Annotated in this window: 17 protein-coding genes; 6 read left to right on the top strand and 11 right to left on the bottom strand. The window is 54.9% G+C overall.

What is annotated here, in order from left to right:
• The first annotated feature begins 140 nt into the window (after positions 1–140).
• Positions 141–533 (top strand): hypothetical protein, encoded by a 393-nt coding sequence (locus tag G6R38_RS02770; RefSeq protein WP_166820144.1) that lies wholly within the window; start codon positions 141–143, stop codon positions 531–533.
• Here the strand turns inward: G6R38_RS02770 and G6R38_RS02765 are convergent.
• Entirely contained in the window at positions 434–1,168 is a 735-nt protein-coding gene (locus G6R38_RS02765) for a zinc ribbon domain-containing protein (protein WP_166820143.1), read from the bottom strand. The genes G6R38_RS02770 and G6R38_RS02765 overlap by 100 nt on opposite strands.
• 291 nt (positions 1,169–1,459) lie before the next feature.
• Between G6R38_RS02765 and G6R38_RS02760 the strand changes: the two genes are divergently transcribed.
• Positions 1,460–2,302 (top strand): lysophospholipid acyltransferase family protein, encoded by an 843-nt coding sequence (locus tag G6R38_RS02760; protein ID WP_166820142.1) that lies wholly within the window; start codon positions 1,460–1,462, stop codon positions 2,300–2,302.
• A complete protein-coding gene (locus G6R38_RS02755; protein ID WP_206028436.1) occupies positions 2,299–3,447 on the top strand; it encodes a glycosyltransferase in 1,149 nt (382 codons plus the stop codon). Before G6R38_RS02760 ends, G6R38_RS02755 begins: the two co-directional genes overlap by 4 nt.
• A 3-nt stretch (positions 3,448–3,450) precedes the next feature.
• Here G6R38_RS02755 and G6R38_RS02750 read toward each other — a convergent pair whose 3' ends face one another.
• Together G6R38_RS02750 and G6R38_RS02745 are read right to left on the bottom strand one after the other, a co-directional pair.
• Entirely contained in the window at positions 3,451–4,164 is a 714-nt protein-coding gene (locus G6R38_RS02750) for a class I SAM-dependent methyltransferase (RefSeq protein ID WP_166820141.1), read from the bottom strand.
• 100 nt (positions 4,165–4,264) lie between these two features.
• A complete protein-coding gene (locus tag G6R38_RS02745; protein ID WP_166820140.1) occupies positions 4,265–5,350 on the bottom strand; it encodes an efflux RND transporter periplasmic adaptor subunit in 1,086 nt (361 codons plus the stop codon).
• Between the two features lie 215 nt (positions 5,351–5,565).
• Between G6R38_RS02745 and G6R38_RS02740 the strand changes: the two genes are divergently transcribed.
• A complete protein-coding gene (locus tag G6R38_RS02740) occupies positions 5,566–6,930 on the top strand; it encodes a peroxiredoxin family protein (protein WP_166820139.1) in 1,365 nt (454 codons plus the stop codon).
• Positions 6,931–6,936: 6 nt separating this feature from the next.
• Here the strand turns inward: G6R38_RS02740 and G6R38_RS02735 are convergent, their stop codons facing one another.
• From G6R38_RS02735 to G6R38_RS27795, 5 genes are all read right to left on the bottom strand, one after another.
• Entirely contained in the window at positions 6,937–7,620 is a 684-nt protein-coding gene (locus tag G6R38_RS02735; RefSeq protein WP_166820138.1) for a C40 family peptidase, read from the bottom strand.
• 233 nt (positions 7,621–7,853) lie between these two features.
• Positions 7,854–8,936, bottom strand: a complete 1,083-nt coding sequence (locus tag G6R38_RS02730) for a class I SAM-dependent methyltransferase (protein ID WP_166820137.1) — start codon at positions 8,934–8,936, stop codon at positions 7,854–7,856.
• Between the two features lies 1 nt (position 8,937).
• The gene (locus G6R38_RS02725; RefSeq protein ID WP_166820136.1) at positions 8,938–10,170 is read right to left on the bottom strand and encodes a class I SAM-dependent rRNA methyltransferase; all 1,233 of its coding nucleotides are present in this window, start codon (positions 10,168–10,170) and stop codon (positions 8,938–8,940) included.
• A 100-nt stretch (positions 10,171–10,270) separates the two neighbouring features.
• Positions 10,271–10,753, bottom strand: a complete 483-nt coding sequence (locus G6R38_RS02720) for a response regulator (RefSeq protein ID WP_166820135.1) — start codon at positions 10,751–10,753, stop codon at positions 10,271–10,273.
• Positions 10,754–10,914: 161 nt separating this feature from the next.
• A complete protein-coding gene (locus G6R38_RS27795) occupies positions 10,915–11,484 on the bottom strand; it encodes a glutaredoxin family protein (protein WP_206028435.1) in 570 nt (189 codons plus the stop codon).
• 262 nt (positions 11,485–11,746) lie between these two features.
• Between G6R38_RS27795 and G6R38_RS02710 the strand changes: the two genes are divergently transcribed.
• Entirely contained in the window at positions 11,747–14,971 is a 3,225-nt protein-coding gene (locus G6R38_RS02710) for a protein kinase domain-containing protein (protein WP_166820134.1), read from the top strand.
• A 5-nt stretch (positions 14,972–14,976) separates the two neighbouring features.
• Here the strand turns inward: G6R38_RS02710 and G6R38_RS02705 are convergent, their stop codons facing one another.
• From G6R38_RS02705 to G6R38_RS02695, 3 genes are read right to left on the bottom strand one after another with little or no spacing between them, the layout of a single operon-like run.
• Positions 14,977–16,068, bottom strand: a complete 1,092-nt coding sequence (locus G6R38_RS02705; RefSeq protein WP_166820133.1) for a serine hydrolase domain-containing protein — start codon at positions 16,066–16,068, stop codon at positions 14,977–14,979.
• A 16-nt stretch (positions 16,069–16,084) separates the two neighbouring features.
• Positions 16,085–16,642, bottom strand: coding sequence for a hypothetical protein (locus G6R38_RS02700; RefSeq protein WP_166820132.1), 558 nt, complete (start codon positions 16,640–16,642; stop codon positions 16,085–16,087).
• 36 nt (positions 16,643–16,678) lie between these two features.
• Positions 16,679–18,037, bottom strand: a complete 1,359-nt coding sequence (locus tag G6R38_RS02695) for a neutral/alkaline non-lysosomal ceramidase N-terminal domain-containing protein (RefSeq protein WP_166820131.1) — start codon at positions 18,035–18,037, stop codon at positions 16,679–16,681.
• A 91-nt stretch (positions 18,038–18,128) separates the two neighbouring features.
• Between G6R38_RS02695 and G6R38_RS02690 the strand changes: the two genes are divergently transcribed.
• Entirely contained in the window at positions 18,129–19,250 is a 1,122-nt protein-coding gene (locus G6R38_RS02690) for a mandelate racemase/muconate lactonizing enzyme family protein (protein WP_166820130.1), read from the top strand.

The raw sequence follows: 19,250 nt of genomic DNA, 5'->3' as shown, positions 1-19,250 counted from the left end.
AACGTTCAGGCCAACATGGAGACGGAACGCCATCACAATTCCATCGCTCATCCGCCGTGTTCGGTCGACATCCCGATGGATGTTCGCGTATCTTGCGTATTAGGTTGAGTCAGAACTGGTGCGCAAATTGGAGAGTGTGAGTGGCGGATTTTGAAGAACTTGTGGCTTCGCGACGGGCTTGGATCAGCGATGTCTTGGAACCGTGGTGTCGGCAGGCTAGCCGCAAGGAACTTTTGCTCGCCGAGAAAGAATGGGGCGATATTGCTGGTCGAGTCGATGCCAACGCAACCCTTTGGACGTGGGCCTGGAGCCGGTTCCCTGCTTTGGTTCACGAGGGAATCGCTGGGGTTGATGAGACGAAGCCCGTCCGCATGACGCTTCGTGATGGCCAAGTAATTGTTGGATATCCGGATGCACGGGCCAGTGAGCGTGGTCAAATTACGCTGCTGGTTGTCTCGCCCGACAAACCCGGCCAAGCAGAAAACGTTGGACCGTTTTCGATCGACGACGTCGAAGAAGTGGAATCCGATTGATTTCCAGATCGCATCGCCTCTGTGGCCAACCAGAGGCCAAATCCAATCAGACTCCCCACGACGAATGCGAGTACCACAATCCAAACCGTCTTAATTCGGTTTGGTTCGCCGGCGGTCTGACTAATTGGCGATTGCGGATCGACTTCCTCGAGCAGCGAAGGGGAAGTCGATTGCTTTGAGTTCTTCACAAAGCGTTTGGCATCGAACGATCGGCGACCGAACAGCTCTTCAAATAAAGCCGGCGGTAGCGAACCGGATTCATCGGCCGCGATCGCGTCCTCTTTCCGTGACGAACGCTCTGCATCAGTTGGCACCGGTTCCTCGGGTTCTTCAGCAACCGGTGGATCGCTGAAGTCGAAACTCAGATCATCGAAACCAACATCCGACACATCCTCCAAAGTTTGTACGCACTCTTCGGAATCATCGGATTCCATTGTTGACGAGACTTTGTCGAGAGTCGGTGGAGGTGATTCGATCGTCGCGGGGGATTCCACCTTCGGAACGGGACTTTTCTCCGGACGCAGCAACTGAAACTTCGTCTGACACTGCGGACATCGAGCCCATCTTCCCAGCATGTCTTCATTGGGGAGATGCAACTCGTACTCGCACTCCGGACATAAGACGTCAATACTCATGAGTGAACCGGGAGAGTGTTCGCGCACAGGTCAGGATGCCTGATACAATTGCCAAAAACGGAAACCGTCACACATTTTGTGGAAAGATCACAGCGACATCATAGAATAGACCGTCAATCTAACGGGGTCAAAGTCGTGTCGACTTTTTCGACCGGCCCATCGGAGTTTTCCTATATCGTAATGTCAATTCTAACAGGGATTGCGGACCTGCAAAGGGAAAACGTTGACAAACTAACACAGATAACGATGGTGGGTGGTTGAGTCAGCAATTCCCGAAGGGATATTAGCGTCGTGAGAAGAGAACCGGCCGATGTGACATCAAGTCTTGCGAAAGCCCCGGTTCCGGTTCCATCGCAGCGGTTGGTTCGATATTTCACGAGGTATTCCCGATGGTATCTCAAGCGGCATTTTCATGGAGTTCGAGTGTTGCCGTCGGGGATGCAGCGATTGCTCGAATCCACGCAAGTCTCAACGGCATCGGGAATTGTATTTTTGAACCATCCGTCGTGGTGGGACCCGTTGGTCGGAGTGCTTCTGGCGTCACGCTTCTTTGCTGAGCACACGCACTATGTCCCGATGGACGCCAAAATGCTCGAACACTACGGCTTCTTCCGGCGGTTGGGTTTCTATGGTGTGACTCTGGGCTCCCGTGGAGCCAAGGAGTTTCTCACCCGGAGCTTGGAAATCCTGAGTCGGCCGCAGTCGATGATTTGGCTGACACCACAAGGGCGATTTGTGGATGTGCGTGAGCGACCACTGCAGGTCAAGCGGGGAATTGGTCACATCATGTCGCAAGCGAAAGCATCGTTTGTGTTGCCGATCGCTGTCGAGTACGCCTTCTGGAATCACCGTTTACCAGAGATTCTGCTGCATGTTGGAGATGTCCGCTGGTTGCCGGACGATGGGATGGCTTCTGAGTCAGCGTGCTGCGAGTATGCCGCACAGAGTCTCGAGAAGGCGCAAGATGAACTCGCGGACGCAGCGATCCGGAGGAATGAGGCGGACTTTGATCCGCTCATGGAAGGCCGCACGGGAACGGGAGGCGTTTACGGTTGGTGGGAACGTATTCGGCCTGGCGGACATTCGCGGAAACAAACGACCGAAAACACGACTAGCATGGAGAATCACTCGTGATCGTGGATTACCTGGTTTGGTCGATGTTCTTGTTGTCAGCGGTGCCATTCGCGATGACGGTGTGGAATCTCTTTCAGTATCGACACCCACCGGAGCCAACGCCAAATGCGAACGCACGTCGTGTCTCGATTCTGATTCCAGCCCGCAACGAGGAGCACGGAATTCGGGAATCGCTCGAAACAGCGTTACAGACACGCGGCGTCGACTTCGAGATTGTGGTACTGGATGACCACTCCAACGACCGAACGGCGTACATTGTCCAAGAAATTGCGGCGATTGATGCTCGTATTCGATTGGAGTCGGCTCCGAGTTTGCCGGCCGGTTGGTGCGGAAAACAGCATGCGTGTTTCGCGCTGGCGAGTTTGGCTCGTCACGACGTGTTCGTGTTTATTGATGCCGACGTCCGGCTTAAACCCGACGCCGTCGCTCGTGCTGTCGCTTTTCTGGATCAGTCGCGAGCGGCTCTCGTGAGTGGCGTCCCACATCAGCAGACGGAGACGTTTGGCGAAAAATTGCTGATCCCGCTAATCTATTTTGTATTGCTTGGCTACTTGCCGATCTGGCGAATGCGACGTTGCGGCGAAGTCGCGTATGCGGCCGGGTGCGGTCAATTGTTCGTCACTCACCGATCGGATTACGAAGCCATTGGCGGGCACTCCGGACTGCGGGATTCCCTGCATGATGGAGTGAAGTTACCACGCTTGTATCGTGAGCACGGACGTCGCACCGATATGTTCGACGCAACCTCGATTGCAACCTGTCGAATGTACGATAGCACGTCGGCGGTTTGGGATGGTCTCGGCAAAAACGCGACCGAAGGACTGGCGGGTCCAATTGCTGTTTGGATCTGGTCGGTCCTGCTATGGGGCGGTCACATTGCACCATTTCTTGGCTTGATGGTGTTTCCGTGGCTCTCGGCCTCTCAGCGTTTGCTGATGATTGGTGCGTGTGTCTTGAGTCTCATCACGCGGGCATTGATGACGATTCGCTTCCGGCAATCCTGGTTGGGGACGCTGTTACATCCGCTTGGCATGGCAGCGTTATTGGTCATCCAATGGACAGCCTGGTGTCGTTCGCGGCTTGGTCGTCCGTTGCAGTGGCGGGGGCGAAGCTATTGTCCCCAGAAACCGGTCAACTCTCCGTGAGAATCACTGGCTCGTTGATGTCGAGTCCATTGGCTGACCATTCTCGGCGGTTGATTCGGTATGGGCGACTTCGGGAAATTGCACATGATGAACCCACGCAGGTGGGACGTTTCGCAGGATGGTATCGCGTGAAGTTTCCGCCGTCAGGAACTTCTCCAGGACGGCCGTCACGCCACGCATGCGTTCCCGAGTTTTCCGCCCCGGAATGACCGTGGCTTTCAATTTCCGTATCCCTGCGTACTCAAAGAAGGACAGTCGGCCCATTGGTCGGGCGAGGTGTCCGAACCGGTCGAGAATGCTTTCGACGACGCCCGGTTCAAAATTGTTGAATGGCAGACCGGAAACGATGACGTCATATGGTTCCGAGTCGGCGATGTCCTCGATCGGTTGGCAGAGGACACGCGTTCGATCAGCGATCTGCTGAAACACGGATTCGCTGCTCAACCGCTCGTTGAGTACACGGACAAATTCCGGGTTGATCTCCACGAGGTCAAGGATGTCATCGGACCGCATGGCTTCCGCGATTTGCCGGGTTACCGGACCGGTTCCGGGGCCGACTTCTAAGATTCGAAGCGGGCGATCTTCGTCACGATTGATCACATATTTAGCAAGTGACCGTGACAGCGATCGACTGCTGGGAACGATGGAACCAGTGGTGTGGAATTGTCGAAAGAACTCACGCAAAAACACGCGGTTGGTGGCGGGACGTTTCGTCATCGATTTGGATTTCGTTGAATCGCTGGAGTCGGGAGAGTGCGAATTCTATCCCAACCGTATCACCAGCGAAACCAAGTCCGTACCGCCACCGGCAAAGTCGTTAAAAGTCGTCGTAGACTTTGGGGGCCGGTTTCTTCGATTCCGGGGGTGGCGTGTTGGCGGATCGCAGTTTCGTACCGTCCGTCAGCGGTTGCGATGTCTTGACGATCAATTCGTCCTTGGCTTGGAACAGCCCTGATGTGTAGGTTCGCTCTTCATTGATGCGAGCGAGAATTGAGACCGTGATATCCCGGACCGTATCATCACGGACCACTTGCACTTTCCAGCCACTATTCTCTGGCAACGCCTGAAGACTCGCGTTCGGGACGCTTGCGACCGGTTGCCGAGGAATCAGGGGAATATGAACCGCTTGGCCGACGAGAAATGTTGATTTGGAATTGTCGATGGTCACCACGGCGGAACCGAGATTGTCGATGAAGTTTCGCAGCGGTCCAAAGTCTTCGGCCAACGGCGGGAGGCTTTCAATCGTACCGGTTACGGATTCGCCGTTGATCTGCAACGTGTACGACTTTCCGACCTCGATGGTATTTTCCTGCTCGTCGTCGCCCGCAGACTTCCGAATGACAGGAAGTTCCACCGAAAGTTTCGTGACATCCCCCAGCGTCACCAGCGGTTGACCGGCTCGAACCCATTCGCCCTCCCGAACGTGAACTCGAAGTGCGGTGCCGGCAAACGGTGCCCGAACGATCGCCCGACTGCGTCGCAATTCCGCCAAGCTAACGGCGGCTTCTCTCGCTTCCACCAAAGCAGACATTTGTCGTTTGGTTCCGGCGATGGCACCCTCCTCTTGAATTTCGGCCAACTTGAGTTCCGCACGGGCTTGCTTGAGTTCTAATTGGTATTCTCGGTCATCCAGTCGAGCGGCTTCGGCCTGCTTCGCGAGTTTCTCACCAACTTTGGCGTTCATGACCGCCACAACGCCATCCGCGTGGGCAACTAATTCAACTTGCCGATGCGGTTCCAACACCAACGGGATTTGAAGGTCGTCACTGGGAATGACCTGCACCGGTTCGCGTTCAATGGTGACGTTATTGAGTTCGTTCGTTTCGGTCGTCGATGGTTGCTGGGCGTCGGCCGAAACCGCTGTCAGCAAAACACTCAAAGCGATGAGATTGAGGTGGCGCATGGTTGCTGAATTCATGTTTGATGGGAAAGAAGATTCAGGCGGTTGCAACACTAAAGCGGCTATTCGCGGCTGTCAACAAAAGTGGAGAAATGTGTTCATGAGTTTTCGATGAAGATTCGATGCCTTGATCCCTGGAATCTTCAACACGGATCAGAGAAGATAGATCGGATTGGTCCTACCTGACATTTCCAACCTCTGACGATTGGTTGCCTGCCATGTCTCCATCCTGCTTGGTCTGCACACTCCTGGCCATTTTACCGGCGGCTTCCGTCACGGAGGTGCAATACGTTGGTCAATTGAAACAAGTTGCCGGTGAAGGCGTCGGGGATCTCAAGTCATTCGAATTGACGTGTCGCTTGTTGAATCCGGCTGGCAAGTCCCAAATGTTCTGGAGCGTCGAAGAAACCGGTGGCGGAGAATTCGCTTGGCCAGAGCGTTTCGGCATCGCAACGTTTCAAGGGGCCAATCAATTGGCCAGCGGACAGTTGCCTCGGGTTTTGCAAACCCATAACGACAGCCCATCCCCCGTCGATCTCCCACCAATTATGTTGCCGACCGAGAAGCCATTGGAAGTCGGCCAAGAGTGGGAACATCAGAAGACGCAGTACGTCGTTGAGGGCGAACAAACGGTTCGTGTCTCCGACGGTGGCGACAAGGTCGATTGTTGGGTGATCGAGATGACTTCGCACCCCGGGCGGCAAACGAAATTGGTTGTCGAGAAGGAAAACCTGACTTTGCTCACGGCGGAAGGGCGTCTGTTCTTGGGTCGTGGTGATCGGTACCAGATTCAGATGGAACGGAAATCAAGTCGTTCGGTGGAGGGCCCATTGGCCGATCAGTTAGCAACGGCATTTGACGGTTTGACGAATCTGCAAACAAAGTTGGAACGTCGGACCAACGAAACCACGCCGAAGCTGCACGACAATCAGTTGAAACTCACCGCGAAGGCGTTGCCGGAATTGGAGAAGTCGGTGCGGGAAACATCGTTGCAGGGTTTGGTGGCGGCTATCAAGAAAGATGTCGAGGACCAAACCAACCGCGATCGTGGGCTGAACAGTTTGGCGGAAAAGTTTCTTGGCGAATCCGCTCCCGACTTCGCCCTTAGCACTCTTCAAGGAAAATCAGTCAGCTTGAAGGGTGACACCGAAGACGACCAAATTGTGGTGCTGCATTTCTGGAAGTATCACGATGAGAAGCTCAACGAACCGTACGGACAAGTGGGGTACTTGGACTTTCTCCACGGCAAACGCAACAAACTCGGCGTGCAGATTTACGGTGTCGCCGTGGATGAACGGTTTGGAACCGGATCAGACTTCGCGGCAAAACGGGGCGTCCGGAAGTTGGCCGAGTTTATGAACCTGGGCTATCCGATCCTGCTTGATGACGGAGATGTCCTCAAGACCTTCGGGGACCCACTCAACAATGGCGGCGAATTGCCATTGTGGGTGGTCATCAAACCGGACAAAACCGTCGCGCACTACAAGGTGGGATTCTACCAAATCAAACCGAATCGTGGGTTGGAGGAACTTGATGCCGTCGTTGTGGACTTGATCAAGAAACGCCGCGAGGCAGCAGAGTAACATCAACTATTTGCAAAGCCACCAACCCTTCAGTTTCGCACAGATGCGATTGGTTTGCTGTTTCGTGTTAAACCAAAACCGTTGGCAACAACTCGATTCTGGCGAAGCTGTCGGTAGAGGTTTGTTAAGCTCGATTTTCAGAGCCGAATAGTAAATTTCTGATTTTTCGACTCCCGACCGCAGACTGTCGGGAGACACTTTCGGCGGTCGTTTCGCGGAAACAACTTGGCAGGCACACAAGGCATCGGTGACGTATTCCGCACAGTGAATCCCTGCGGCCCGTTCGCCGGTGAGATGGTGCTTCACACCGTATTCCCGACCGATTTCGGAATCCAAATGCCGCGTGAATGCACGGAGTTTGCCGCCGGTAAACTTCCGTTTCGGGTGGTAGACATGCAAGGTCTCGGGGCACTCTGTGCGACAGTATTCTAAGAGCGTTAACTTCCGCACACCGACTCCGTTCATGCTGTCGTAGACGAAAAACTCACCGTCTTTCTCGACCACCGCCGCGACGTGCGTGTATGGACTTCGCGTGAAGATACGGACCGCCAAGCAGTCACCCTGAGAAAACAGCAACGTGCCCGATTGCACATGACTTTCCAGAATGGTCGCGGCGCCTTCCGAAGAGTCGCAGACCGCCAAATGTGGAGAACCGGTGAATGTTGCGGCGATTAGAAGAAGTGATTGCATTCCCACCTCGCGAATGGATGTCTTGAAGATTCCTTCAAGTCATCTTACGAATCTGAAGTGGTGGGACAACGGTCGATTCGCCGCTGCGGATCACGAAACTTGTTCCGAACCCGGCGATTTTTTCAACTAGTGGTTCAACCACTCTGTATTGATGGGTTCTAGAACTTCCACCGCACGCTCGTTGGCGTGCTCATCGCAAATTGCGAACATGTTAATTCAGGTTGGATACAATACTAGCGTACACCGGAAATGATCTTGTAACGCCGGCTATCCGTCGAACGAACCTTGCGAAATTGCTGCGGCAATCGTTCGAGAAACCACGCCGGGTGTTTGGTGACAATCTGCAAGCGACCACCGCGTTTGAGAGCTTCCGCCGCCGAGTTCACGAACAGCTCCGCAATTCGGAAGTTGGAAAAGTACGGCGGATTTGCGAGCACCAAATCGTAACTTCCCGGCTGATCGACTCGGGCGTCGGCGGTGAGTTCAGCGGTGATGTTCGGCAAGTCGTTCCGTCTTGCTCCTTCCAGCGTGCAGGCAACAGCTCGAGGATTGGAGTCCATCCCATGCACGGTTCCTTCGAGATTCCGACCGGCGGCTGCGAAACAAACCGCTCCTGCGCCGCAACCAAGTTCCAAAACACGGTCGCCAGAATTGAGGTTCATCGCCTCCATCAACGCGCGAGCACCAAGGTCCAACCGCCGATGGCTGAACACACTTGGTTGCGTGATGACTTTGTACAATCGGCCTGCGTCGCGGAAGGCGAATTCCTCGTCGAACTGCTTCACTTTCTTGAGCGGCTCGCTCTTGCGACCGACATAGACCACGCCAAGATCATGGGGAATTGTGGTTGTCTTTTTGAACAGATTCCGCATTCGCTCACGGAGCCAGGTATCGTTGGGATTATCGACCGCGACGGCCAGTTGACCGCCCTGCTCCAACCGCTGAAACGCACTCTGCATCAAATTCCAAGTCAGTTCCGCTTCACCGCCGGTCGTGAATGGTAACGCTGCCAATTGGCAAGGCTCTTCGGGAAAGTCGACTTCGCAACGGAACTGCAGATTCGACAACGAGCGTTCCGCGTTTGCATTTCGGGCCTGCTCGGCCAGGAATAGATCGAGGAACAAGCAATCCACCGTGGTCTCCGACAAACGCTCCGCGGCAGTGGCGGCAAGTTGTCCGCGACCGAGTGACGTGCAAATCATGTGTGTCGGCGGGGCGTCGGGCAACCATTCGATGAGAAGCTGTTCCGACGTGCGAACGCCCAAACGTTGTTCTTCGATTTGTCGTCGTCGTTCGCGTTGTTTTCGTGTGACCATCTTATACGACTCGGCAAATGAAGCATTTGAGGTAGGCCGTTTCCGGGCAGAAAACGGAAATGGGGTGATCGGGACTTTGGCCACGCGATTCGAGAATTTGCAATGTTCGCCCGGCACGCAAGGCGACATCGACTAGCATCCCAGCAAATTCGTCGCGATTGACCAGTCCGGAGCAGCTATTTGTCACCAGTATTCCACCAGGCGTCAACCGCTCGACCGCCAACCGATTCAAACTGTGGTAGCCTTTGAGAGCCTTATCAATCCCGGAACGATTTCTGGTCATTTTGGGAGGGTCGAGAACAACGGCATCGAACGTTCGGTCGTTGGCTTGCGCGGATTCGAGGAAATCGAAGGCGATGGACTTTTCAAATTCGATCTGATCGGAAACCCCGTTCAGCTCTGCATTTGCGGCGGCAATTTGGAGGGCACCCTCGGAGACATCGACGGCGGTCACGTGTTGTGCATTGCCGTGCCGGAGCGCTGCAATCCCGAACCCACCGGTGTAGCAAAACACATCCAGCACACGTCGTCCGGACATATATTTGGCGGCTGCAATGCGGTTGTCGCGTTGATCGAGAAACGTGCCGGTCTTCTGACCTTCCACGACATCCACTTGAAATTTCAGCCCATGCTCGTCAATTGTGATCGGACGCGGTGGAGCGTTGCCATCAAGCGAACCATCTGCCACTTCCAAGCCTTCGGCATCGCGGATGCCCTTCTCCGTGCGTAGCCAAATTCCTTGAGGATTGAGCCGCTCCCGCAGATGGTTCAGGATGATCTCGCGGCGTTCGTACATCGCCAGGCTTGTGAACTGCACCATCAACCACCGGCCATAGCGATCAACGACCAAACCGGAGAGTTCGTCGCCTTCACTGTAGATGAGTCGTTCAGCCGACTCGTTCCGATCGGCTGGCGGATTGCTCGCTTGGATGGATTCCCGAAGCGCGAGAGCCGTATCGATTCGGGATCGCCAAAAATCGGCATCCAGCGTGACGTTCGAGTCCCAAGTGTATAGCCGGACTCGGATATTGCTGTGCGGATTGTAGAGTCCGCGAGCGATGAATTTGCCTTCGCCGGAATACAAATCGACTGCATCACCGGCGGATGGCGTGCCCTCCATCCGTTTCACCGCACCGGCAAACACCCAGGGATGACGATAGAAGAACGGTTGCGCCCGCCGCGATTTGATGATGACTCGCGGCAAACGCTCAGCGGATTCGGTGGGAACAGTCAACGGACTAGCTTCTGTTTAGGCGGGTTGTCGTTGTCGGCCGGTGAACGGCTACGACGTGCAAACGGTTTCGGCGAGTGAAGGCAGCGGGATGGCGTGAATGCTAAGAGTCGGAGGTGTTTGTCTCTTGCCCAGACTTCTCGACTTCGGCTAGGTAAGCCAACAAGCGATCACGCTCGTTCGTCAAATGGCGAACACGCAACAAAGAACGCACACGCGTCTTCAATTCCAGTTGATTGACGGGCTTGGTCAGGAAGTCGTCACAGCCGGCCTGAACGGCTTTCTCGATATCGTTCTTTTCGTTGAGAGCCGTCACCATCAGAATTGGGATCGACCGGGTTTTGGAGTCGGATTTGATTTTCTGACAGACTTCGTAGCCACTGAGTTTTGGCATCATGATGTCGAGGAGGATCAAATCCGGAGCGAACTCCGACACTTGTTCGAGGGTTTGTTCCCCATCGTACGCAAAGCCGATCTCGTAGTCTTCGGTGGCGAGATATGCGTCGAGCAACTCACAGTTTTGCACGTTGTCGTCGGCGATCAAAATCTTGGAGTCGGACAGAGATGTTTCACTGAATTTCGACATGGGTGCAGATAGCCGATGAAAAAGTCAAAGTGAATCGAAAACCGAGTTAGACGCGTTCCAAGATGGATGAACCATCGTTGATGGAACACGGTTTTGAAGAATTCTGGCCTCAGTATAGAAAATTCAGGGCCGGACGGGTATGGAGTTTCCGAATTCTCGAATCAAGTGGTGGCATCGTTTTGTGGTGGGGTGGCTTCAATAAGCCGTCGGAGCAAGATTTCATCCACATGCCCTCGAAACCGGACGCGTCCGTCGCAAGCAACGACGGGAATGTCCAGGGCGTATTTCTCCAAAAGTTCCGGGTTCGATTCGATGTTCACTTCCTCCGCTTTCGGCAGATATTCCCGGTATTTGGCGAGGATATCATTGGCGACATCGCAAAGATGACACCCGGGGCGTGTATACAAATGAATGCTGTCGAACCGCTGGCCTGATTGCGACGGCTGCCAAGCTTCTTTGGTGTTCGGACTCGCCTGACTCACAATGAACACACCGGCCATCAGCATAATGAACGCACCGGCAAACCATAATACCGGAAACGCATAGAACGAGCGTGGCATTTCAAAGGGCAAACCAACGGTTTTCTCGCCCACAATAAGTACAAACGCCAATGCGGCGACCAACATCATGACCGAGCCGAGCCAATGCCGACCGAGATCGTTCTCGGGCACGATTTGTGTGCTATCGTTGGTTGTCGACGTCGCGTCGGTTTCCTGAAGTTCGGATGACATACTCAAATTCTCGGAAAAGACTCGGACGCGAATTCCCAAATGCGCCCCCGCCAATTTGGCTATTCACACTAGAAAGGCATGTGGGACGCTGGTAACTTTAGGGGATAAGATTTCAATTGGGAAGATTGGTCTTCCGCGTTCGCATTTCCGACCGACCATCAACCCAACTCGACGATGTGCGTTTCCCTTTCGATAATGGCCGTGTGCTTATCGATTTCGAACGCTGCCATTGTTCCGCTGCCAACATTCAAGCAAATCAAGTATGGCAATCAAGCTGACTGTCCCCTCGTTTTTGAATGTCGTGCGACAAAGCAATCTTGTGCCGCAGGATCGTCTTCAGGCGGCCATCGACGACATGAAAGCCCAGGGGATTAACATCGAGAGTTCGCGGCAGCTTTCCGACCAGTTGGTCGAACGCGGCGTTCTGACGCAATGGCAAGCCGACAAACTCCTACAAGGCAAGCACAAAGGGTTCTTTCTCGGGAAGTATCGGCTGCTTTCGTTACTCGGCAAAGGTGGGATGAGTTCCGTCTACCTCGCCGAGCATGTGCTGATGCGGCGACGATGCGCCATCAAAGTGCTGCCGACAAAACGAGTGAACGACACGTCTTACCTCGCCCGATTCCACCGCGAAGCCCAAGCGGTGGCGTCGCTGGATCATCCGAATATCGTTCGGGCCTACGATGTCGACCATGAATCCGACAAAGGCCAGGAAATCCACTTTCTGGTCATGGAGTACGTCGAAGGTCGCGATTTGCAAGAAATCGTTGCGCAAGACGGTGTGATCGGCTACGTGGAAGCGGCCGAATACATTCGTCAAAGTGCGTCTGGTTTGGCCCATGCTCACGCCGCGGGAATGGTGCATCGCGACATCAAACCGGGCAATTTGCTCGTTGACCGCAACGGGAATGTCCGCATTTTAGACATGGGGCTGGCACGGTTTTTCGACAATGAGGATGAGGAATCGCTCACCGTTGCTCATGATGAGAAAGTTCTGGGAACCGCCGACTATTTGGCTCCTGAGCAGGCGCTCGACAGTCATAACGTTGATCATCGCGCCGACTTGTACAGTCTCGGATGCACGTTCTACTTCATCCTGACCGGTCATCCCCCATTTCGAGAGGGAACTTTGGCCCAACGTCTCATGGCGCACCAAACCAAAGAGCCGTTGCCGATTCAAAACGACCGAGTGGATGTCCCCGAGGACTTGTTGGCGATTATACGCCGAATGATGGCCAAAAAGGTCGAAGAACGTCACCAGACTGCAGAAGAGATCATGCAGGATCTTGGCCGCTGGTTATTCGAGCATGGTGGAGAAGCTTGGCGGTTGGAACATCCCGGGGCTTCGGATTCGTTTTCTCGTCCTTCGTCCTCCAAAAATGACTTGCCGCAAGTGGAACCGCCTGCGAAACCGGCGGTGCCAGTCGCTCAAGCGATTCCTGTGACACCGGAACCGTCGTCTACACAAGAGCCAACATCAGCAACAGACTCGACCAAAGACTTCCAACCGACGGAATCCGGAACGCCAGCCGAACACACCGCCGATCCTTCGACGGAATCGGTGCCAGATTCGTCTGTGTCTGTCGGCAGTCCGTCGACCAAAGTGACCTCGGCAAAGGCACCGGAGCCGAGCGCCCCTGCCCCGGACGAACAGGAACTGTCCTCATTCTTGGCAAACCTCGGAAGCGGATCCAAAAGTCATGAGGCGGCCTCCGCGTTCTCGCCGATCGTTGACGCTCCGGACGAGGCTCAACCAGCGACGCCAATTCAGACGGAAAACAATCAGCCAAACGAAACAGCTGAAACGACGGTCAAAAAAGCTCAGCCGGTGTCGCCGCCGAGTTCGTCCGTGAAAGTGGCTCAACCAGCCGAAGCCATCCCAGCGGCGAAAGCTGTTCCCGTGGCTCAGCCGACACCGGAAACCGAATCGCCGAGCATTGCGGAACCGGTGACACCACCGACCGCCCAGCCTGCCCCACCAGTGGCACCCGCCGTCACGCCGGTGGCGAAGGCTGTCCCGCCTGCCGAAACACCACCACCGGTTGCCCCGTCGGAACCTGAAGCCGCTTCGGAATTTCCAAGTTTCGATCTAAATACTTCGTCGGAACCCGCACCGGTCGCCCACGGCTCGTCCGTCGTCAAGCACACAAGACGACCAAAACCCAAAAAAAGCGGTGGTGATAAAAACTCGCGAACCATCATCATTGGGGCTGTCGTCGGAGTATTGGTCTTGGCTGTCGCCGGATTCTTCATCTTTAGCGGTGGAGACGAGGACACACCAAAAAAGACGGACGACAAAACAGCCTCAAGCGATCCCAAATCCAAGCAACCGGCCGAAGAGACAAAGCCCGTCCAAGCCCGTCTCGAGTTGCTGGGGAAACCCATTCGTGTCGGCGGGCCGGAAGCTCATTTTGCCAGCATCTCCGAAACACTGAGCTTCATCACGGAAAACGTCACACCCGGGATGCGTTTGCCAAGACAGGAAATCGAACTGGCCGCCGGTGAAGTTTTCAACGAACGAATTCAGCTCGACAATAGTGAGTACTTGTGGAATACCACCGTTCTGATTCGCTCCGATGCCGATAACCGAGCCAAGTTGAAAGCGTCCGGCGGTGATCCAGTGGTTGAGATCGGCAAGTTGCGGAACGTGGTTCTTGAGAACATTGAAATCGACGCCAGTGGTTCACCTGTTGCGATTCGTGTGTCCGATATGACGCAGGGGTTGAGGCTGAAGAACATCAAGATCCGTGGTTATGGACAGGTCGGCGTGTTCGCGGAAGGGGCGATTGGTGAAAGCGGTCGTAGCAAGGATATCGTGTTTGAGCGGTTGGACCTGCAAGGTGGGTCGAACAGCATTGGAATCAATTTGCAACCCGCCGCTGAGTTCACGCAGTTCGAAGAAACACTTTCGCATGTCACCGTTCGGAATTGTCTGATTTCCGGCTCCTTCAAGACCGGCATCGAAATCGGAAACGACGTCAACGCCGTTAAGATTCTTGAGAATCGAATCGCGGGCAGTGGGAACGGGACCGGCATTCGAATCGACAGTCACGGTGCTGAACAAGAAAACGTGGTCATTGGCAACAACACATTTTTCAATTTGCAAACCGGAATCGCGTTTACTGGACTACCAAAGTCGTCGTTCAAGAAGAACCAAAGTTTCGCGGTTCGGCGGAATCTCTTTGCCAAGATTTCGGGCACCCCCGCGAAACTCGATCAAGGCGAGAAACAGACACTCCTTGGACAGCGGTTCTTGGCCAAAGGAATTGGCTGGAACTTTTCGGCCTCAAAAGCCGGTGGGCAACCGGATGCTTTGGATCTGTTCAAGCCGGATAATGGCAAGACCAGCGTTGCGGTGACGTTCGCTTCCGAAGATGCTACCGCCGCGAATTTTCTCAAGCCAACCGGAAACGCCATTCCGAAGTCGGCGGGAAAACCGTTGGGGCAATTTGGCACGAAACCCTTCATCGGGGCCGTGCAACCGTAGTGCGGTCAGTTAGATGATTTTGCCAGACCGATGTCCTCGTAGATGGCGGTATTGACCGCTCGATTGCGGCGTTGGTGTTGCGGTTCGCCGGGGCGACCGTTCGCGATCACGCAAACAACCAAGCCATATTCCGGATCCGCGAAACCGATTGACGATTGCGATCCACCGTGCCCGAATGCTCTCGGTGAACAGTGTGCTCCGTAGCCATAGGGAACGGTATCGGCTCCGTAGATGTTCGAGTCAACGATTACGCCCAGTCCAAAATCTACACGGTGTTGCAACGTTTCATCGAACAAGCCTCGCCGATGAATGGACGACATGGCGGCAACGGTTTGGGCATTCAGCCAGTCACTCGGTGGATTGAGAAGACCTTCGTAGAATCTTCCCAACGCCGCCGCCGGTCCGCGGAGACTCGATCCGGGCGAGACAGCTTTTTGGAATTCGCCGGTGTGCCAGGCAAGCTCACCCAATCCTCCTTTGACCCGTTCGTGAATCACGCCGATTCGGTGCTCCGGTGGTCCGCCAGCAGTGGCGTGGATATCGGTTACTCCGAGGGGTTCGAAGATGTTCTGAGTGAGAAAATGTTCGACCGAGTCACCGGAAATTCGTTGTAGAATTTCGCCCAGAATGAACCAACTCGCCTGCGGATGATATCCCCCACGCGTGCCGCTCGGCCAATTGGACTCGGGCTCGGCCTGACAAATTCGTTCGATGACCCTGTTCCAATCGGCATCCGGCCAACCCGTTTCGATGTTTCGCAGCGGTGCGGTATGGGTGAGCAGGTGACGAATGGTGACGTCTTTCTTTCCATTCGTTTCAAACTCGGGGATGAATTTCACCACCGTATCATCAAGATCGAGTTGCCCTCGTTGCCATGCCAAGAGGACCGCCGCTGCAGTGATCGGTTTGCCGGCCGACAACCACAGCATCGCAGTTTCCGAGTCAAGCGGATCGCCCGGTCGGTTCTCGCCAATGGCGAAATTCGCCAACCGTTCACCGAACCGACTAACGTAAACCTGCGCACCGAAGTGCAGTCGCCCGCAACCTTGTTGCAACAATTCCGCTGTCTTGGGAAATGCATCGAGACCGAGTTGCACAGTTTGCTTTCTACTCTCAGGAGACCGGTAATCCGCGATCGATCCGAATTCGTCGAACCTCGCCCATGACTTGCTCGATCAATTCCATATTGCTTTGAATCGCGAGGTATTCGAGTCCATTCACAATCAGTTGAACGCCAATCGTGGTGGCTGCCAGCAGAAAGTGAACGGTGGCGGCGTCGATGCCAGCGACGCCGGTAAACTCAACAGGAGACGCCGGATCGGCTGCTGCTCCCAGGGCACCGGTGAATAACAACAGCAACACCGCAGCCATCAGCGGTGCCAAAATGCGATATTTCATCGACTGACTGGTCGCCTGAAACGTTCCCGGCAACCGGTACGCGGTGCAGGTTTCTTCCATCCACCGCCCCGTGCCCATGAAATATGTGAAGACCAACGCATGCACGCCGATCGCGAATATCAGGCTGCCGATCGCCAGGAGGAAGTGGTATCCAACGATTGCTTGAACCGTGGGGTTGCGATCGGTCGCATCGCCAATGAGCAATCCAAGGACCAGCGTCACGATCAGCATGATGTTGGCAATAATGGCCAAGGTCAAAAAAATACGTTTCACAGAGCGTCTCGATTTCGATCGAATAAGTCGAAAGGTTTACTGGCGGGAGTCTAAGCTCCGGACGAGTTTGACCATCGCGTCGCACATCGTGGGTCCGGATGCGTTGGTAAACGGAAATTGCAAGCAATACTTCGGGCTTTGATAAGCGGCGTAACTGCGGGCAGCGATATCGTGAGCATCCGGCAAATAGCCAATGCGTCCGTTCGCGTATCCGACAATCATCAAATGGTCGAGCCCTAATCGGTTTCGCACATCGAGTGCGAGTGAACTGAAGAACTCGGAACCGTTCGCGACGATCGCCAGTTCCCCGATTTGAATGACTTGCACTTCGGTTTTCAATGTCTCGGGCCGCGTTTCCCAGTCCTTCAGGATTTCGAATGTCCAAGCCAGATTGAAACGGCACATCGCCCGGACCGCGAGCCATTCGTCTCCGCCATGGCGAGCGATCATTTCTTCGGGGTTGTTCGTCATGACCTTGCCGATCGTGTCTTGCCAACCATCGACATCAATTTCCCGGAGACGACGTTGAGCTTCGTCGCGGTCTTTGTCGATTTCTTGGCGGGTCCATCGACGTGTCGGGAGCGTGACTGTTTCACTGCGGAAACCGAGTGTCGGGTTTTCGATGAGCGTGGAATTTCCCTGAGCAGCCAACGCAAGTCCGGCGGTCAGGCATCCCGGTTCGCGACAACGCTCGGGCGTCGAAAACGTCCGATGGAAATTCACATCGCCCGCCGAACCTTGCAAGTACAACGCCAACGCATCTGGGTGAGCCGCTTCGATGACATCGCAAACGTCCCCAGGGACATCACGACTGACGGCGAACGGTCGCAGTTTCGCGGCGACCGTCGGGTGAGCCTGGAAGTTCACCACGAACGCCAACGGATTCCCATTGATGCGGTTGATTCGAAGCGTCGTCAGCGTCGGATCGACGGAACCATTCTCTCGGGTGCGGTTGAATGTCTGACCGGCAAGCCGTGTCGATGCCGTCGCCACCGAGACCGGTTCACGAGAACGATCGGCTTGAATGATCGCGGTCGCCGTCTGTTCGATCGCCCATTGCGTGTAGAGTTCGTTGTCTTCGCCGACGCCGAGATATCCACCCGCCGACGGTGCGTTGTGCGTGTGCGTCGCTGCGATCAGAATGGCATTCGGTTCGAGTTCCGTTTCACTGGCGACACGCTCCCGAACGGATGCGGTGAAGGCTTCGTCGACCACCATCAAATCAACAGAGACGATGGCCAATCGCGTTTCCTCGTTATCGATGACAAGGGCGGTTGCGTGAAGGTTATCGTGGACGGTCTGCCACTTCCGTTCGAGGTAATAGCCCCAACCGGCCAACTCCACACCCCAAAAGGGAGTCAGATCGGTTCGCGAGGCTCCAGCGGTAAGGTTCATCAATTTTCCTTCGCGGTTGCGTCTGTTGGTCGATGGAAGATAGGGTCTGGGAACTTCGCGCTCCTATTTATCTTAAGGACTTGGAGAGGGCATGAGAATCACGTCGGTTGAAACTTTCCCGGTGCGGGTACCTTTGGTGCCGTCGCATCGCATGATATCCGCACTCGGTCGGCACGAGGTTTCGCAATACGTCTTGGTCCGGATCGAGACGGAGAACGGTTTGGAAGGTGCCGGCGAAGCGACCGTGTTGCCTCGCTGGAGCGGCGAAACCGTTTGGGGGGCGAAAGCGATTATCGACGAAGTTTTCGCACCGGCATTGATTGGAGTCGATCCGGAAGACATCGAAAAAGTGGACGAGATCCTCGATCAGTTGTCCGTCGGCAACTGGTTTGCGAAATCAGCGATCGAGATGGCCTGCTGGGATGTTGTTGGCAAATCGAAGGTCCAACCAATTTTTGAGTTGCTTGGAGGACCAAAGCGATCATCGGAGATTCGCTGTCGGTTTTCGATGGGGGCTTACGATCCGGATCGGGCTCGCAATCGCACGGTGGAACTCCTTCGAGATGGCTTCACGACGATCAAAGTGAAAGTCGGTACCAACTTGGCTGATGATGTGGAGCGTGTGCGGATCGTGCGTGAGGTTGCCGGTGACGAGATTGATCTCGTCATCGACGCCAACGGCGGTTTCGATGTGGAAACCGCGATCGAGGCGGCTCGGCAGTTGGAAGACGCCCGAGTGACACTCTTTGAACAACCAACCCCACGCGGCGATTTTCAAGGGTTGGCACAGGTGCGTCGCGAGACGGGATTGAAGGTGATGGCCGACGACATTTGCTTCGATTTAAACGACGCGCTCGAATGCATTCGAGCCGACGCCTGTGATGTAATCAGTATCTATCCTGGCAAAAACGGCGGCATTCGCAAATCCCAACGCATCGCGGAACTGGCAGCCGAATACGGTGTGGCGTGTAGCATTGGATCGAACTTGGAGTTGGATGTCGCCTGTGCGGCGATGGCACAACTTGTGGTCGGATGTGAGAACTTACAGGTCGAATCGTATCCCGGTGACATTCTGGGACCGATCTATCATGAACGTCGTATCGTGACTGATCCGCTGGCGATTGAAGGACCGATCGTGAGATTGAACGATTCACCCGGTTTAGGTGTGAACGTCGATTGGGAACTCGTTCGGGAGTTGTGGCCTTCGGCCTGA

The organism is Thalassoroseus pseudoceratinae (assembly GCF_011634775.1).
Lineage (GTDB): Bacteria > Planctomycetota > Planctomycetia > Planctomycetales > Planctomycetaceae > Thalassoroseus > Thalassoroseus pseudoceratinae.
The sequence above is the reverse complement of the archived record's forward strand: the minus strand, read 5'-3'. Positions and strand labels throughout refer to the sequence as shown.

Coding starts and splice junctions, on each gene's coding strand:
- G6R38_RS02730 (WP_166820137.1), bottom strand. CDS start 8,936: ATGGTCACACGAAAACAACGCGAACGACGACGACAAATCGAAGAACAA.
- G6R38_RS02750 (WP_166820141.1), bottom strand. CDS start 4,164: ATGACGAAACGTCCCGCCACCAACCGCGTGTTTTTGCGTGAGTTCTTT.
- G6R38_RS02710 (WP_166820134.1), top strand. CDS start 11,747: ATGGCAATCAAGCTGACTGTCCCCTCGTTTTTGAATGTCGTGCGACAA.
- G6R38_RS02720 (WP_166820135.1), bottom strand. CDS start 10,753: ATGTCGAAATTCAGTGAAACATCTCTGTCCGACTCCAAGATTTTGATC.
- G6R38_RS27795 (WP_206028435.1), bottom strand. CDS start 11,484: ATGTCATCCGAACTTCAGGAAACCGACGCGACGTCGACAACCAACGAT.
- G6R38_RS02745 (WP_166820140.1), bottom strand. CDS start 5,350: ATGCGCCACCTCAATCTCATCGCTTTGAGTGTTTTGCTGACAGCGGTT.
- G6R38_RS02690 (WP_166820130.1), top strand. CDS start 18,129: ATGAGAATCACGTCGGTTGAAACTTTCCCGGTGCGGGTACCTTTGGTG.
- G6R38_RS02695 (WP_166820131.1), bottom strand. CDS start 18,037: ATGAACCTTACCGCTGGAGCCTCGCGAACCGATCTGACTCCCTTTTGG.
- G6R38_RS02765 (WP_166820143.1), bottom strand. CDS start 1,168: ATGAGTATTGACGTCTTATGTCCGGAGTGCGAGTACGAGTTGCATCTC.
- G6R38_RS02735 (WP_166820138.1), bottom strand. CDS start 7,620: ATGCAATCACTTCTTCTAATCGCCGCAACATTCACCGGTTCTCCACAT.
- G6R38_RS02740 (WP_166820139.1), top strand. CDS start 5,566: ATGTCTCCATCCTGCTTGGTCTGCACACTCCTGGCCATTTTACCGGCG.